The 15,818-nt window shown below is 68.6% G+C and carries 13 protein-coding genes; 7 read left to right on the top strand and 6 right to left on the bottom strand.

The features are described from left to right. Positions 1 to 67 precede the first annotated feature (67 nt). On the bottom strand, positions 68 to 637 hold the full coding sequence (locus AB0I77_RS17140; protein ID WP_363283371.1) for a TetR/AcrR family transcriptional regulator: 570 nt from the start codon (positions 635 to 637) through the stop codon (positions 68 to 70). 91 nt (positions 638 to 728) lie between these two features. On the opposite strand from AB0I77_RS17140, the gene AB0I77_RS17135 reads away from it, so the two are divergent. Further along, the gene (locus tag AB0I77_RS17135) at positions 729 to 1,652 is read left to right on the top strand and encodes an SDR family NAD(P)-dependent oxidoreductase (protein WP_363283370.1); all 924 of its coding nucleotides are present in this window, start codon (positions 729 to 731) and stop codon (positions 1,650 to 1,652) included. 52 nt (positions 1,653 to 1,704) lie between these two features. Next, positions 1,705 to 2,379 carry an epimerase gene (locus tag AB0I77_RS17130; RefSeq protein WP_363283369.1) on the top strand — a complete coding sequence of 225 codons (675 nt, stop codon included), beginning with the start codon at positions 1,705 to 1,707 and terminating at the stop codon, positions 2,377 to 2,379. A gap of 236 nt (positions 2,380 to 2,615) precedes the next feature. Here the strand turns inward: AB0I77_RS17130 and AB0I77_RS17125 are convergent, their stop codons facing one another. Then, positions 2,616 to 2,855, bottom strand: coding sequence for a hypothetical protein (locus AB0I77_RS17125; RefSeq protein WP_363283368.1), 240 nt, complete (start codon positions 2,853 to 2,855; stop codon positions 2,616 to 2,618). 87 nt (positions 2,856 to 2,942) lie between these two features. On the opposite strand from AB0I77_RS17125, the gene AB0I77_RS17120 reads away from it, so the two are divergent. Then, positions 2,943 to 3,110 carry a hypothetical protein gene (locus AB0I77_RS17120; RefSeq protein WP_363283367.1) on the top strand — a complete coding sequence of 56 codons (168 nt, stop codon included), beginning with the start codon at positions 2,943 to 2,945 and terminating at the stop codon, positions 3,108 to 3,110. Here the strand turns inward: AB0I77_RS17120 and AB0I77_RS17115 are convergent. After that, the gene (locus AB0I77_RS17115; protein ID WP_363283366.1) at positions 3,097 to 3,360 is read right to left on the bottom strand and encodes a hypothetical protein; all 264 of its coding nucleotides are present in this window, start codon (positions 3,358 to 3,360) and stop codon (positions 3,097 to 3,099) included. The genes AB0I77_RS17120 and AB0I77_RS17115 overlap by 14 nt on opposite strands. 193 nt (positions 3,361 to 3,553) lie before the next feature. Here AB0I77_RS17115 and AB0I77_RS17110 point away from each other — a divergent pair, with 193 nt between their 5' ends. Further along, positions 3,554 to 4,618 carry a hypothetical protein gene (locus AB0I77_RS17110; protein WP_363283365.1) on the top strand — a complete coding sequence of 355 codons (1,065 nt, stop codon included), beginning with the start codon at positions 3,554 to 3,556 and terminating at the stop codon, positions 4,616 to 4,618. 1,010 nt (positions 4,619 to 5,628) lie between these two features. On the opposite strand, the gene AB0I77_RS17105 is transcribed toward AB0I77_RS17110, so the two are convergent. Together AB0I77_RS17105 and AB0I77_RS17100 are read right to left on the bottom strand one after the other, a co-directional pair. Further along, positions 5,629 to 8,826 carry a discoidin domain-containing protein gene (locus tag AB0I77_RS17105; protein ID WP_363283364.1) on the bottom strand — a complete coding sequence of 1,066 codons (3,198 nt, stop codon included), beginning with the start codon at positions 8,824 to 8,826 and terminating at the stop codon, positions 5,629 to 5,631. A gap of 357 nt (positions 8,827 to 9,183) precedes the next feature. Then, a complete protein-coding gene (locus AB0I77_RS17100; RefSeq protein ID WP_363283519.1) occupies positions 9,184 to 10,416 on the bottom strand; it encodes an IS701 family transposase in 1,233 nt (410 codons plus the stop codon). Between the two features lie 176 nt (positions 10,417 to 10,592). Between AB0I77_RS17100 and AB0I77_RS17095 the strand changes: the two genes are divergently transcribed. Continuing rightward, entirely contained in the window at positions 10,593 to 10,997 is a 405-nt protein-coding gene (locus tag AB0I77_RS17095; RefSeq protein WP_266841859.1) for a type II toxin-antitoxin system PemK/MazF family toxin, read from the top strand. Between the two features lie 403 nt (positions 10,998 to 11,400). Here AB0I77_RS17095 and AB0I77_RS17090 read toward each other — a convergent pair whose 3' ends face one another. After that, positions 11,401 to 13,770 carry a glycosyl hydrolase family 65 protein gene (locus AB0I77_RS17090; protein ID WP_363283363.1) on the bottom strand — a complete coding sequence of 790 codons (2,370 nt, stop codon included), beginning with the start codon at positions 13,768 to 13,770 and terminating at the stop codon, positions 11,401 to 11,403. 243 nt (positions 13,771 to 14,013) lie between these two features. Between AB0I77_RS17090 and AB0I77_RS17085 the strand changes: the two genes are divergently transcribed. Continuing rightward, a complete protein-coding gene (locus AB0I77_RS17085; RefSeq protein ID WP_363283362.1) occupies positions 14,014 to 14,679 on the top strand; it encodes a DUF4389 domain-containing protein in 666 nt (221 codons plus the stop codon). 96 nt (positions 14,680 to 14,775) lie between these two features. Next, positions 14,776 to 15,801 (top strand): 6-phosphofructokinase, encoded by a 1,026-nt coding sequence (locus AB0I77_RS17080; protein ID WP_363283361.1) that lies wholly within the window; start codon positions 14,776 to 14,778, stop codon positions 15,799 to 15,801. Positions 15,802 to 15,818 lie beyond the last annotated feature (17 nt).

Below are 15,818 nucleotides of genomic sequence, written 5' to 3'. Positions count from 1 at the left end.
CCGGAGCGCGTCGCCGTCGTCGGACCGCAGAGGCGCACAGGGCTGTGCGCTCCTGCCTCGCGGGCGGTCAGCGTGCGGTGAGGCCGGTGAGGAGAAGGGCGAGCCATCGGGTGCGGGCGGTGGGCGGCTGGTCGGCGGGGAGGGTGGAGAGCATCAGGTACAGGTCGTCGAGGGTGAAGTCGGCGCGCAGGGCGCCCTGAGCCTGTGCGCTGCGGATGAGCCCGCCGAGGGCCTGGGTGACGCGGGTTTCCACGGCCTGCATGGCGGGGTGGGCGGTGTGGTCGGCGCTGAGCGCGTAAGCGGCTGCTTTGACGGCGCGGTTGTGGGCGACGGTGTCCATCACACGGCTGAGGAAGCCGGTGAGCTCCGCCATGGCGGGTGAACCCTGGACCTCGCGTCGCAGACACTCTTCGGCGTCATCGGCGAGCGTTTCGAACGAGGCGGCGACCACGGATGCGACCAGGTCGTTCTTGTTCGGGAAGTGCTTGTACAGGGTGCCCACCGCGACGCCCGCGGCAGCGGCGATCTGCTCCATCGACACCTCGGGCCCGTGCTCGGTGATCTGCTGATGCGCCGCGGTCATGATCCGGGTGCGGTTGCGCGCCGCGTCGGCGCGCAGCGGTCGGGGTGAGGTCATGAGGGCGGCCCTCCGGCATCATTTGACGAAAGATGAATGATACTTCACCATACAACATGAAGCACCATTCACGTTATGGAGGTTGATCATCATGGCCAGCACGACCGACCGGTGGACCGAACAGGACATCCCCGCCCAGGACGGCAGGGTCGCCGTCGTCACCGGCGCCAACAGCGGCCTCGGGCTGGAGACCGCGCGGGCCCTGGCCGAGCACGGCGCACACATCGTCCTCGCCGTGCGCAACCTCGACAAGGGCCTCCAGGCCCTCGCCCGCATCAGGGAGAGCGCCCCGGGCGCCAAGCTCAGCCTCCAGCGCCTGGACCTCGCCTCCCTCAAGTCGGTACGCGCGGCCGCCGATGAGCTGCACACCACGCACCCGAAGATCGACCTGCTCATCAACAACGCGGGCGTGTGTTACACGCCGCCGGTGAAGACCGAGGACGGGTTCGACATGCAGTTCGGGGTCAACCACCTCGGGCACTTCGCGCTCACCGGCCTGCTGCTGGACCTGATGCTGCCCGTGCCCGGCTCCCGGGTGGTCACCGTCAGCAGCGTCGGCCACCGCATCCGGGCCGACATCCACTTCGACGACCTGCAGTTCGACCGCTCCTACAACCGGGTTGTCGCCTACGGGCAGTCCAAGCTGGCCAACCTGATGTTCACCTACGAACTCCAGCGCCGCCTCGCCCCGCACCACAGCACCATCGCCGCCGCCGCGCATCCCGGCACCGCGGACACCGAACTCTCGCAGAACCTGAGCGGCCTGATGCGCAAGGGAGCAGACCTGCTCAACCCCCTGTTCAGCCAGCCGGCCTCCATGGGAGCGCTGCCCACCCTGAGGGCGGCCACCGATCCCTCCGTCACCGGCGGCCAGTACTACGGCCCCAACCGCATGGGCGAAACCCGCGGATACCCCAAGGTGGTCACCTCCAGCAAGAAGTCCCACGACACGGCCCTCCAGCAGCGCCTGTGGGCCGTGTCCCAGCAGCTCACCGACGTCACGTCCCCCGTCTGAGGCGCCCACCCGCGATCCGGCCGACCAAGCCGTATGACAGAACAGGATCACCGTGCGCATCATCATCTTCGGGGCCACCGGCGTGGTTGGCCAGGGGGCTCTGGAAGCCTGCCTACGTGACGAGGAGGTCACCGACGTCCTCGTCGTCGGCCGCACCCCCACCGACCGCACCCACCCCAAGCTCCACGAGCTCCGCCACGAGGACTTCACCGACTTCACCACCGTCCAAGACCGGCTGACCGGCTACGACGCCTGCTTCTACTGCCTGGGCACCTCGGCCATCGGCATGAGCCAGGCCGACTACAGGGTCGTCTCCTACGATTACCCGCTCGCCGCCGCCCGCGCCCTGCTGGCCGTCAGCCCCGGCCTCGCCTTCGCTTACGTCTCCGGCGTCGGCACCGACAGGACCGGCAAGAGCCGCATGATGTGGGCGCGGGTGAAGGGCGAGGCGGAGAACGCCCTGCTGGAGCTGTCACCGCGGGCCCGCATGTTCCGCCCGGCGTTCGTCCTGCCCCTGCCGGGTACCAAGGCGAAGGCCAGGGTCCACGTCCTGATGTACCGGCTGCTCACTCCGCTGTACCCGGTGCTGCGGCGCATCGCGCCGCGCTACGTCACCACCAGTGTGCAGCTGGGCAGGGCCATGATCCAGACGGCCCGTAGCGGCGGGAGGCGCCGCGTCCTGACCCCGGCCGACATCAACGAAGCAGCCGCAGCCGCAACGCCATGACCGCCAAGGACACGCGCGCCGCGACTACTCGCAGCGGGTGCGGGGCCGTTGAACTGAGGTCGGTGACCGGTTCGGCCCGAGTCGTCTGCAGGGGTCCCGCTCGCTCGTGTGGCCGACCCCCGGCCCGTCCATCGGACGCCTCGTACCTTCGAGGTCACGGCACCGGCGGCCGTGATCGCACTCGCCTGAAACCCTCACCGCCTGTCACCGGTACCAGTTAACAATGCCGGTGAGAATCAGTAGCCAGCGTTGCCCGACCGGTTCGAACCAGCGGCGCCCTGACGCACCGAGGAGGCCTGCGTCAGGGTGCCGAGCCGATCGAAGACATCCTGAGCGGCGTCCGCGTAGCTGAGCCCCGCAGCGGTGGCGTTGCGCTGGAAGAGACGGACCAGGGCCATTGTCGTGGAGCTCCACACCTTGGCGTCCAACTCGTCGAGGTCCGGGTACCGCACACGCAGAGCTTCGGCGAAGGCCACGGCCCCATCCCCCTGCACAAGATCGACGCCCAGGCGAAGCCCGTCTACGTCATCACCGGCGAGTACGACCCCGCCAGCGACGACGACGTGAACGGCGGCCCGGCCGTCGAGAAGTTCATCCTGGGCGCCAAGTTCGTCAAGGCCGAAGGGCTCGGGCACTTCGCCCCCTGCGACGACCCGATCGGGTTCGGCGACGCCATCGTCGCGATCCTCGACGAAGTGATCAACAAGGCCTCAGCCGTCACCTCCCGATGACGTCCCAGTACCGAACGGCCCGTGCGGCATAACTGCCACCGACGACCTCGTCCGACGGTCGGCTACCGGCAGGCCGATCATCGAGTTCGATCACGAACTCACCCGCCTGTCGCGACACCTGGAAGGAACTCGCCGCTCGCTTCCACTCGATCGGCAACCCGATCGCCCGGACCGAACGCCACGACGGGTACTGGGTGGTCGCCTCCGGGGAGGAGGTGCAGCGCATCGGCTCCGACTGGGAGACCTTCACCCGAGGATCTTGCCCGCATCCCTCTCGTCCGACCTGCGCCGCGCCGATCCGTGGTCCCGCCGGCCACTACCTCGGCACCCAACTCCGGCGGACGGCTCAGGGGTCCGAACTGGTCGACGAGGTCTGCCGAGCCGAGAACCGTTCCACGACCTGACCGTGCTCCCTCCCCCGCAACCACCGTGGAGAAGACACCATGACCACGCTCACGTCAGAGAAGGACCCCGCGCCCTGGCCGACCGACACCACCCCCGACCTGCTGGCCCGGATCAGCCAGGCACGGGCCAAAGGGGTGACCTGGCTGCGGGACCGCATCGCCGACGACGGCCGCCCCGAAGGCGCCGAGACGGCCAACTTGTGGTGGCGCGTCCCCTGGGCGCTGTGCGTCGGCGGAGCCCCGGAGGCCGCCGCGGCGATGATGGGCTGGGTGGAACGCGAGGCCCTCACCGACGAAGGCGACCTCCGCCCCGGCCCGCACGACGTCCCCGGCGGCAGCAGCCCGGTCTACCACCTGTCCGCCCTGGCGATCTGCGCCTGGCTGCTCGCCCGCTACGACACCGCGACCGCGATCGACACCACACTTCGTCGCTTCCAGAACCCCGATACCGGCGGAGCCTACGACCTGCGCGACTTCGCGCAGGATCCGCTGGAGGACAACCTCAAGACCGCCCAGCTGGGTTTCTCCGCGCTGGTCACCGGCGACCGTCACACGGCTGGCGGCGTCCACCGGTGGCTCAAGCGCAACCTCGCCGAGCAACCCGAACTGCCCAAGCGTCTTTTCACCGGCCGTTGCGGCGACACCCTGGTCACCGACTTCCCGCCGGAGACGGCCTTCCTCCGAGTGGTCGACTTCCAGTCCCCCCGGCAGGCGTACTTCCACCCCGGCATCGCCGCCGCATTCCTCGCCGGATATGCACAGCAGAACAGCGACCCGTCCGCGCTCCAACTCGGCCGCGAGTACCTCGCCCTTAGGGCCAGCGGCACCGAGGAGCAGTACGACGACCCGACGTCGGTGCAGATCTGCAAGTTCGGCTGGGGCGCTGCCGCCATGCTCTCCGCCGACCCGGACGGTGGACATCTCCCATGGGTGGCGAGGATGGGCGAGTGGTTCGTACGACGGCAGCGTCCCGACGGGGCATGGGCGCCGTCCTCGTTCGTAACACCGCAGCCCGGAATCCTCGACCTCTATTGGAAGACGGCCGAGCACACAATGGAACTGTCCTACGTGGAACAGGCTTTGGCGGCTCACGCCACCCGCTGACCGAGCCAGATCGAACGTCTACACAGCGCGCACGGCACTCCGCCAGGGCCGCGACCGCGAAGGCGGCGCCGACGCCGCGGCGGCTGTGATGTGCCCGGCGCCGACGTCCCGAGGCCAGCATCTCGGACCCCGGCGCCGAAACACGCCGACACGTGGACGAGCGCACAAATTGCCTGACTGCCTAAGCGGCGAACTCGCGCGCCGAGCCTACAAATGTCGCCGCTCGCGCGCGGGTTGAAGTGGGAACATATCCGGGAACCCGCGAATCGCAGGGATACGAGTACGCCGAGGCCCAGCTCCTCGCGCTCCGAGCGCCGGTGCCGCGGGCCAACTGCTGGACGGCGCACGGTCACGCTCATCGATGCGGCGGACGCCTGGTGACTACCGCGACCACCGGCTATGCCTTCACGGACCTGGACAGCGCGAGACACCGGTCACGGGGCCAGCCACCCGCCGAGGCCACCAGCCTGACCGTGCACGGCTCGGGTGTGTGAGAGCCACGACATCGAGCGCTCCCACCCGCGTCCTGGAGCTGTTCGTTGGCCTCGCGAGGCTGACCGTCCACTCCTTCGGCATGTGCGCCCTCATAATCGTCGGCCTAGCCGTTGCGTGTGTTGCCACCCGAGCGCGACCCACGCCCGCCGACCCGGCCTCCGCGGCCAGGTGTAGGTCCGTCTCGCCTCGAGGGCGGCCTGCATCAGGCGCTGCAGGACCCCGCCCTCGCCCCATCAGCCTCAGTCCGTCCTCGGCGGTCCTTTCGGCCGCCAGCGCGGCCAGTTCTTCCAGCAGCTCGCTGGACTGCCCATTCGCGGATACCGGCATCGATTTCACGTCCGCACCCTCGACGCCCTCGGCGACACCGGCAAGCGACACGCCGCTACCCGTCCCGATCAGGTGATCCGTCGTCGTTCTTATCAGGTGGACACCTACGTGGAGGCTCACATCTGATTCATGACACTCCCGCCGTGCGGTGCGGAGCGGGCACGGTCAGGCCTAGCGGGGAAGGCGTGTTACCTGATGCGGATCTCCGCCAACTGCAGGCGGTACTTGCCAGTCTCGTCGGAGGCGGGCCTGCCGAGCCTGGTTGCGCGCAGGCGCAGGTAGCGGGCGTTGGCGGAGGTGAGGGCGTAGGTCTGGGCGGCTCCGTTCGGGTTTGGCTCACCGGTGACGGTGCGGGCCGTGGTGTACGTGGTGCCGCCGTCGGTGCGGGTCTGGAAGGTGAAGTCGACGGGGAAACCCGCCGAGCCGCCGCCGGCCCCGCCGGCATCGGTGCGCGGGTGGAGGGTTACGGAGCCGATGGCCCGATCGGCGCCGAGGTCGATCTCGATCCACACGGGGGTGTCACTGACGTCGGCGGAGGCGAAGTCGATGCTGGTGAAGCCCTTGGCGCCGGTCACGCTGGCGGTGGTGCCGTCCAGGACCCGGGTCTTTCCCCAGTCGCCGTTCTCCAACGTGCAGTTGGCGGTGACGGTGGTCCCGGCGGTGGGGATGGTGAGCTCGGCCAACTGGAGACGGTACTTGGTGGTCTCATCGGAGGCGGGTGTACCGAGGCGCGTGGCCTGCAGGCGGACGTAGCGGGCGGTGCTGGTTCTGAAGCCGTATGTCTGCACCAGCCCGTCGGGGTTCGCCTGTCCGGTGACGGTGCGGACGGTGGTGTAGGTGCTGGATCCGTCGGGCCGGGTCTGGATGGTGAAGTCGACGGGGAAGCCCGCCGTGCCGCCGCCGGCGGCGGGAGTGTCGGTGCGGGGGAAGAGGCGTACGGCGTCGAGGTCGGTGTCGGTGCCGAGATCGACCTCCACCCAGACAGGGGTGGCACTGATGTCGGCGGAGGTGAAGTCGTTACTGGTGTAGCCCTTGGCGCCGGTCACGCTGGTGAGCGTGCCGTCCGTCAGGCGGCCGCGGCCCCAGTTGCTGTTCTCCAGGCTGTTGTTGCCGGTGACCGGCCGGCCCAGGGCGAGGTTGTCGAGACGGCCCACGCCGGTCGCCGTGAAGGTCCATGTGCCGGGCTGGACGACCCAGTACACGTACGAGGAGTCCTTGCCGTCGTAGGTCAGTCCGCTGACGCCGCCGGTCGACGAACCGCCGGTGAAGACGGTGGTGTCGTTCGCCTTGATGACCGGCTGCGCTCCGCCGTAGGTGGGCACGCCCACTCGCGCAGTCGTTCCGCTCGGGGAAGTGAGGGTCAGCGTCACCTTTGTTCCGTCGCGGGTGATGCCCAGGCGGATGTCACCCTTGACGGTGGACGTCACGGTGTTGATCTTTGCGAGGGTGCCGGTCTGCGGGATCACCTCGTATGTCTGCCAGCCCGGCTTGGTCGGGCGGACACCGGCGGCGTAGGCGGAGAGCGCGTACAACGGGCCGCCGTTCCAGGCGTGGTTGTCGGTGCCGGCCGCCTTGTCCCACACCTCCCACAGCGTGTAGCAGGCGGGGTCGGCGACCTGGGCGGCGAAGCGGTTGCGCATCCGCTCCTCGGCGACCGTGGCCGCGCCCATCAGATACAAGGCCTCCAGGACGTAGAACTCCATGTAGGGGCTGGCGTTGAGATGGGTGCGCAGCACCTCGGTGATCGCCCTGTACCGGGAGGCGGGGGCCAGGCCCGCGACGACGGCGAGGCCATGGGCGCGGTCGTCGGTGTCGCGGGTATAGCCGGGTGAGCGGTACTCGTTGCGCGCGGAGTTCCACAGGACGCGGTCGAAGTTGGCCTTGATGCTGTCGCGCTGGGCCTTCCATCCGGCGACATCGGCGCTGTTGCCGCTGAGGTCGGCGAGCTTTGCGGCGGTGTCGAGGGCCAGGTAGTACCAGGAGTTGTCCAGGACGCGGGCGTCGATGTCGGAGCCCCAGTCCTCCCAGTCCCAGTCCCCGGCGCGGTGGTTGACCAGGCCGTCGGCGTCCAGGCTCCACAGGTTCAGGTACTTCTTCACCGCCGGATAGGCGCCGGTGACGGCGTCCGCGTTGCCGGTGTAGAGGTAATACGTCCAGAACGACCACACCGAGGCGAGCATCTGGACGGGCAGTTCGTTGGTCCAGATGGTCGTGGGGATCGGGGAGTACAGCACCCCGCCGGACTCCTGCCAGGAGGTCAGCTGGGCGATGGCCTTCTTGCCCAGCGCGTGGGAGCGGGTGTCGAAGGTGTAGAAGCCTTCCTTCAGCTGGTTGACCACATCACCCCACCACTGGGCCCGCTCGCGGGTGGGGCAGTCCATGTAGTTGTCCCGCATGTTGACGTACATGGTGCGGGCGGCCTTGGTCCACAGGGTGTCGAGAAAGGCGTCACTACTGCTGAAGGACCCGGCGAAGTCGGTGTCGTAGCCGGACTCGCGGTACTTCAGCTCCAGGATCGTCACGCCCGCCGGGATCGTGTACCGCACGGCCGTCCCGCTCATCCAGGCCAGCGACTCGAACTCCTGAACTCCGCCGGAGCAGACGTAGGTGGCGCGCATGTTGTACTGCGTTCCGGGCTCGATGCCCACCAGGCCCGCTCCGTCGTCGTAGTGGTCGGTCTGGATGCCGATCACCGCCCCGGCCGGGGCGTCCACCTTCAGGTACGGGGTCACTTGGAGGTTGGACGGCAGGGTGCCCGAGATCGCGGTGGCACCCCGCCCGGTGCTCGGCAGGGACGCGGCGTTGGTGTAGGACCTCAGACCGGAGTAGCGGAACTGCGGGACCGGCCGCTCGACCAGGGCGTTCCAAGGTGCCGCACCCGTGGCGCCGAAGTCGGTCGGTGCCGTCCAGCCACTGTCGTCGAACCCGGAGGACTGCCAGCCGGCCATACCCGTGGCGTTGCGGGCGTCGTAGTAGACGTTCGACTCCGGCAGCCGGAAGTTGACCTGCGTTCCGCTCGTGTTGTTCGAGTAGCCCGGGTGCACGATGTGCTTCCAACTGGTGTCGCTGACGAGCCGGGTCACAGTGGAGCCGGTCGTGATGTCGGCCTGGAACAGCAGCCCGCCCTTGCCGCTGCTGCTGTGCGAGAAGCCCTGCTTGCCGAAGTACCACACCAGCAGCGCGACCGTGTTGCCACCGGCCTGCAGGTACGGGGCGAGGTCGATCTCGTCGTAGTAGGTGTCCGTACGGTTGGGGCCCCGCTTGAGCCCACCCTCGAACACCACCAGCGTGCCGTTCACCCACAGCCAGTACTTCGAGTCCGCGGCGATCTGCGTGACCGCCTTCGACGGAGCCGAACCCAAAGTGAACGATCTACGAAACGCCACCCACTGGTTCGTCGCACTGGACGGCGCCCAGATCCACCTCGCCGACCAGGAAACCGCTGCGGACGCCGTGGACGCGAGCCCCGGAAGGGCAAGGGAGCCAAAAGTGGGTGTGAGAGCCACGGCTATGGCCGAGCGCAGGGCGGACCGGCGCGATACATGGTTCATCGTGGACTCCTACTTTCGCTGTGCGGAGTGCAGCGTGAAGGGGGCGGCATCCGGCGCTGAACGGCACCCAAGCGAAATGAATCGATTCAATCGGGTGTTCGTAGGCGAGATACTCGATCCTCGCGCCACGGGGTGTCAACACTCGCGCAACATGGCGTTTGCACCTAGTACTCCAGCCGTAGTTCGTGATCTTCATTCCTGAGTGGCTTGTCGTCGGTAGTGGCTGGCTTGGGATCGGGCCTGGTGGCGGCGTCGCCAGTTCGACCAACCGAGCCGGTGGGCTGTGTCGTGGACGGGTCGGACGACGAGGGTGATGAACAGGCGCTGGATCTCGTTGCAGGTGAGCGGAATGAGGGCATCGGGTGCGGGGCGGGAGTGCTCGTCTGCGCGTACAACGGCGAGGAAAGCGTGCGCGAGCATGGCGAGGGTGACCCAGCGGGTCCAGGAGGTATAGCGGCGGACCTGGTGCTCGTCGAGTGCGGCCAGGCCCTTGCCCGACTGGAAGAACTCCTCCACCCGCCATCTTGATCCGGCGACTTTGACCAGCACGGTCAGCGGCACGGACGCGGGCGAGTAGCAGCGGTAGTAGGCGAGTTCGCCGGTGCTGCGGTTACGGCGGATCAGTAGCTGACGACTCCCGGGGCGGGGGTCGGGGAGGTCGAGGACTGCCCAGTTGTAGACGCGGTGGCCCTTGGCCCCGGCCCCTGCGGAGAGCTTCTGCCAGGCCCGCTTGGGCACCTTCTTGGCCAAGATGTCCGCACGGAACTTCCCCGCACCGGTGGTGACGTCGTGCGAGCAGGCCACCGCGAGGACGTAGCCGGTGCCGCGTTCCTCCAGCGCGGTTCGCAGCTTCGGGTTGCCGCCGTAGACCTCGTCGCCGGCAACCCATGCGACCTGGTGGCCGGCGTCCAGGAACCGGGCGACCATACGAGTGGCCAGCTCCGGCTTGGTGGCGAAGGTGGTTTCCTCGGCAAGGCCCGCGGCGCGGCAGCGGTCGGGGGCGGAGGTCCAGGAGCGCGGAACGTAGAGTTCCCGGTCCACTGCGGCGTGGCCGCGCTTGCCTGCGTAAACCAGGTAGACGGCCACTTGGGAGTTCTCGATCCGGCCGGCAGTACCGGTGTATTGGCGCTGGACGCCGACCGTGCCGGTGCCCTTCTTCACATCGCCGGTCTCGTCGACGACCAACACCGCCCGGTCGTCGTGCAGGTGCTCCACCACGTAGCCGCACACGTCGTCGCGGACCTGATCGGCATCCCACTTGGCCCTGCCCAACAGGTGCTGCATGCCGTCCGGAGTGGTCTCGCCAGCCCACTCGGCGATGGTCCAGCAGTTCTTGCGTGGCAGGTCGGCCAATAGACCGAGCACCAACCGCGCCGCCCTGCGCCGGGGTTCGACCCGGGCGAAGCGCCCCGCGATCCGGCCCATCAGACCCATCAGGCCCTCGAACGCGTCCCGCCAACGGGTGGGTTCTATGCTGTGACCTGCGGCCACCGTCTCTTCGTCAGTCCACACAACTCACGATGATCAACGGTGGCCGCACCCGTCTCCACAACGCGTTAAGGTCGCGCAGTTCCGCCTGCCGTCCTGAGTCAGGAGGACATGTGCAACGTGGCGAAGTCTGGTGGGTGGAGTTCGACGAGCGGCGGCTGGTCGTACTGCTGGCGGCAGACGACGCGTCCAGGATCCGGGCGATGCAGGTCGTCACTCCTGCGGGCGTCGACATCAGCGGTCTGGGCGTCGAAGTGCAAGTAGGTGCCATGGAAGGACTGCCCTTTGAAGGCGTGCTGCGATTCGCGTTCCCGCGCCCGGGCTTTACCCCCTGCACGTGGCTGACCACCGTGTCCCAGGACGACCTGATCGAGCGGGCGGGCGTCCTGTCCTCCGCGAAGCTCAGCGAGATTGAGGACGCCCTCCGTCTCGGCGAACAGGCGAAGGAACGGACCCCGGCGACAACCGCGAAGCTCAGCGAGATAAGGGACGCCCTCCGTCTCGGTGAACTCGGGTAGGCGGAGAGGCGCCACTCACCATCGACATCACGATCTACGGCTGGAGTACTAAACGACGTTACAACCCTGCCCCGCCTGACTCGCCACCAGTGGTTCCTGGCCTACGACAGCCGCGCCTGCCCACATTGCCTTTCACAGAGTGCGGTATGGCCGGTGTGGTGGCGCCTGGGCATCGCAGCCGTCTGCCCCGTCCATCGACGCCGAGAGCCGCTGGTGCCGTGGGCGGCCCGGCGCGATCGTGGTCTGCGCACTGAACTGTTCCGCGCGAGGGTCGCTACTTCCTTCCATGCAGAGAAGAGTTCAGTGCCCAGGTCAGGGCCACGGGGACTGAACTCTTTCCTTTCGTCCGACAAGTGTGACTGTGGTGGCGTGTCCGCCACCACCGCCACCATCTCGCTGACGGTCAGTCCAGGAGCACCAGATGGCACGTCTCCCCCGGCGCGACGCTGATCGCGCGGTCGGGCAGCCGGATGTCGATCGGTGAACGGTCGGACGAGGGCACCCTGATCTCCAGCCGCCCGTGCTCCAGGCGCAGGTGTACGCCCCAATGACCCTGGTACTGGATGGAGAACCCGTACGACGACACCTCCGGCAGCGGCACCGGATCGAGCCACAGCGCGCCCGCGCGGGTCTCCAGTCCGGTCAGCCCACGCTGGACGAGATCGAGGGTGCCGGCCATGGCACCGAGGTGAATGCCCTCCCCCGTCGTGCCGCCCTGAAGGTCGGCGATGTCGCCGCGGAGGGCGTCCAGGCAGAACCTCCACGCCTCGGCGCGCCGGGCCCGGGCCAGGACCCAGCCGTGCACCAGGCCGCTGAGGGTGGAGCCGTGGCTGGTGCGGTGCAGGTAGTAGTCGACGGTGCGCCGCCAGGTGTCCTCGTCGAGCCGGTAGCCCAACCGGCGGAAGAGGCCCTGGAGTTCGGCGGGTGAGAAGAGGTAGCCGAGCATGAGTACGTCGGCCTGCTTGGATGCCTGGTAGCGGTTGACCGTGTCGCCCTCCGCCTCCAGGATCCGGTCCAGGCGCCGGATGTCGCCGTACCGCTTCCGATAGCCGTCCCAGTCGAGTTCGAGGAGGTCGCCGTAGCCTTCGAACTGGCTGATGACGCCGCTGTGGAAGGGCACGTGGAGGGTGCGGGACACCTCCTCCCACCGCTCGAGCTCGCCGTCGTCGAGTCCGGTCAGTTCGACGAGTTCGCGGCGGCGTGGTTCGGGCAGGGTCCGCAGCACGTCCAGGGTGCGGGTGAGCACCCACACGGCTGTGACGTTGGTGTACGCGTTGTCGACGAGGCCTGGCCAGGTCGCTGCGGGATATGCCTCGTGGTACTCGTCGGGGCCGACCACGCCCTTGATCCGGTGGCGTCCGAGGCTTTCGTCGTACGTGGCCGTGTCCGCCCAGAAGCGGGCGATCTGCAGCAGCGTCTCGGCGCCTTCGGTGTGCAGGAACTCGGCGTCGCCGCTCGCCTCGCAGTACTGCCACACGTTGTACGCGATCGCCGACCCGACGTGGTGCTGGAGGTGGGAGTGGTCCGGGAGCCAGCGCCCCGAGCGGGGGTTGAGATGCAGCTGCTGCGTCTCCTCGCGGCCGTCGCTCCCGCTCTGCCACGGATACAGCGCACCGCGCCGATCCACCGAGCGGGCCGCGGCGCAGGCCTGGTCCAGGCGGCGGTGGCGGTAGCGGAGCAGGGCGCGGGAGACCTCCGGGAAGTGCAGGGTGAGGTACGGCAGGACGAAAAGCTCGTCCCAGAAGACGTGGCCGCGGTACGCCTCGCCGTGCAGCCCGCGCGCCGGCACTCCCACGTCCAGGTCGGCGGTGTGCGGGGAGAGCGTCTGGAGCACGTGGAAGAGGTGCAGGCGCAGGATGCGGCCCGCCTCGCCGGGGACGTCCAGTTCCGCCCGCCGCCACAGCTGGTCCCACGCCGTCACGTGCGTCTGAAGCAGTTGGTCGAAGGCGGGTGCGGTGCCCACGTGGTCGACGGCGGCGCGGAGCGGATCGCTGATCGCGGGATCGCGGGAGGTGTGCAGGGCGATCGTCTTGTCGACGATGACCGTGCGGCCGGGAGTCAGCCGCAGGCGTACCCGCTGGACGGCACGCAGGGGTTCGTGCCGGTCCGACACCGGCGCGTCGGCGGTCAGGCGGGCCGCCATACCGATCCGGATGTCCGAGGTGCGGGTACGGCAGCGCAGCCATACCGTGTCCGGTGCGTGGGTGCCGGTGTGCACGTGGGTCAGATGACGGCCGTCCAGGTCGCGGTAGCGCGGGACTCCGGCGTTGGTGACCGCGCCGTCGAGCGCTGCCTCGACGTCGAGTTCGTCGGCGAAGCCCTCGGCCGTGAACTCGGTGCGCAAGGCCGCCAGATGAGGCAGGGCCATGTGCACGACGCGCCGCTGCCGCACGGACAGCACTCGCCCGTCACCCAGTGCGTAGCGCGTCCGGCGCTCCAGCAGCCCGGAGGACAGGTGCAGAACCTGGTGGTGGTCGAGCACCGGCGCGGTGTCCGGGGTGAGCCACGTCTGGTCCCGTAGCCGGAAGCGGAGCGACAGCCAGTTCGGGAGGTTGACCATGTCCTCGTTCTCGACCTCGCGTCCCGCGATGTCCGAGGTCAGCCGGTTGTAACAGCCCGCCGCGTACGTACCCGGGTAGTGCACGTCGTCCGCCGCGCACTCGGGCAGTGCCCCGCGCGTGGCGAAGTAACCGTTGCCCAGAGTGCACAACGACTCCCTGAGGCGCTCGTCCGCGGGCTCGTAGCCGTCGTAGTCCCACGTCCAGCCTGTCATGTCGGCGGTCCCCCTTCGAGCGGTCCTGAGAGGTCGGGTACGACGATGTCGGCGCCGTGTCGCAGCAGTCTCTCCCCGTACCCGGGCCGTCCGCGCGGTCCACGCCGACGAGGGGCGCGAACGCACCGGGTCGGGACGCGGGCTCGGCTCTCCGGCCTGCCCTCGCGGCGTCGCATGGAAGCAGCCAGGCTGGTCGTAAGGCCACTCGGCGGCTCCTGCGCCGGGGCGAAGGAGTTGATCACCATGACGAACCCGGTGGAATTCCCGGACCGCCCGGTCCGGGTGAACGCGCGTATCGACTCGCCGCTGTCCCGATGGCTGTGGCTCGTGAAGTGGATCCTCACCATCCCGCACTACGTGGTGCTCTTCTTCCTCTGGATCGCCTTCACCGTGGTGACCGTGATCGCGTTCTTCGCCATCCTGTTCACCGAGCGCTATCCCCGCGCCCTGTTCGACTTCAACCTGGGGGTGATGCGCTGGAGTTGGCGGGTCGCCTACTACTCGTACGACGCCCTGGGCACCGACCGGTACCCCCCGTTCAGCCTGGGCGAGGAACCGGACTACCCGGCACGGCTGGACATCGCCTACCCGCAGCGGCTCTCCCGCGGCCTGGTGCTGGTGAAGTGGTGGCTCCTGGCCATCCCGCATTACATGGTCATCGGCTTCTTCCTCGGCGGCGGCCATCTCGGCTGGTGGTCCGGCGGGCTGATCGGCGTGCTGACGATCATCGCGGCCGTGATCCTGGCCTTCACCGAGAAGTATCCGAAAGACCTGTTCGACCTGATCGTCGGCCTCAACCGGTGGGTCCTGCGGGTCTTTGCCTACGCCGCTCTGATGACGGACAAGTACCCACCGTTCCGTCTGGACCTGGGAGGCCGGGAGACGGTCGTTCCGGAAGAGCGGGCGTAATCCCGCTCCACTGGTGGCCCCGCGTCCGTCGAGTGGTCGTTGCGGATCGAACGGAGGGAGGCTGGAAGCAGGCGACCAGCCGATGGGAGGAAGCCCATGAAGGTCGGAGTGCTGACCGGCGGTGGTGACTGTCCGGGCCTCAACGCCGTGATCCGCAGTGTCGTCCGCAAAGGCGTCCAGGAATACGGCGTCGACTTCGTCGGTGTGCGGGACGGGTGGCTCGGTCTGCTGCAGGGTGAGGTCATACCGCTGGACATCTCCAGCGTGCGGGGGATCCTCCCCCGCGGCGGGACCATCCTCGGCTCCTCCCGCACCAACCTGTTCCAGCACGAGGACGGACTGCGACGCGTGCGGGAGACGCTCGCCGCGCACGACGTGGACGCGCTCGTCGTGATCGGCGGCGAGGACACCCTCGGTGTGGCCACCGAGCTGAGCCGGCAGGGGATCCAGCTGGTCGGCGTGCCGAAGACCATCGACAACGACGTCTCCGGCACCGACTACACCTTCGGCTTCGACACAGCCGTCGGTATCGCGACCGAGGCCATCGACCGCCTCCACACCACTGCCGAGTCGCACATGCGCGCCCTGGTGGTGGAGGTGATGGGGCGGCATTCCGGGTGGATCGCCCTGCACGCCGGCGTCGCGGGCGGCGCCAACGTGATCCTCATCCCGGAGCGACCGTTCGACATCGATCAGGTCTGTGAGCAGGTGCAGAGCCGATTCAAGATCAACTACGCGCCGATCGTCGTCGTGGCCGAAGGAGCCGTCCCCAAAGAGGGCCAGATGGTCCTCAAGGATCGGTCGCGGGACGAGTTCGGCCATGTGCGGCTGTCCGGCATCGGTGAATGGCTGGCCCGGGAGATCTCGAAACGCACCGGCAAGGACGCCCGCACCACGGTGCTGGGTCACGTCCAGCGCGGCGGCACCCCGAGCGCCTTCGACCGGTGGCTGGCCACGCGCTTCGGGCTGCACGCCATCGACGCGGTCAAGGAGGGTGACTTCGGCGTCATGGTCGCGCTGGAGGGCACCCGGATCGTCCGAATCCCCCTCGCCGACGCCACGGGGCAGACCAAGCGGGTCGATCCGTCGCTGTACGACGAGTTCGAGGTGTTCTTCGGCTGAGAGGTGTTCTTCGGCTG

This window comes from Streptomyces sp. NPDC050619, from assembly GCF_040654815.1.
Lineage (GTDB): Bacteria > Actinomycetota > Actinomycetes > Streptomycetales > Streptomycetaceae > Streptomyces.
Note: the sequence above shows the minus strand (reverse complement) of the source record. Positions and strands in the feature narration are given on the sequence as shown.

Coding starts and splice junctions, on each gene's coding strand:
- AB0I77_RS17140 (WP_363283371.1), bottom strand. CDS start 637: ATGACCTCACCCCGACCGCTGCGCGCCGACGCGGCGCGCAACCGCACC.
- AB0I77_RS17085 (WP_363283362.1), top strand. CDS start 14,014: ATGACGAACCCGGTGGAATTCCCGGACCGCCCGGTCCGGGTGAACGCG.
- AB0I77_RS17100 (WP_363283519.1), bottom strand. CDS start 10,416: ATGGGCCGGATCGCGGGGCGCTTCGCCCGGGTCGAACCCCGGCGCAGG.
- AB0I77_RS17110 (WP_363283365.1), top strand. CDS start 3,554: ATGACCACGCTCACGTCAGAGAAGGACCCCGCGCCCTGGCCGACCGAC.
- AB0I77_RS17080 (WP_363283361.1), top strand. CDS start 14,776: ATGAAGGTCGGAGTGCTGACCGGCGGTGGTGACTGTCCGGGCCTCAAC.
- AB0I77_RS17135 (WP_363283370.1), top strand. CDS start 729: ATGGCCAGCACGACCGACCGGTGGACCGAACAGGACATCCCCGCCCAG.
- AB0I77_RS17090 (WP_363283363.1), bottom strand. CDS start 13,770: ATGACAGGCTGGACGTGGGACTACGACGGCTACGAGCCCGCGGACGAG.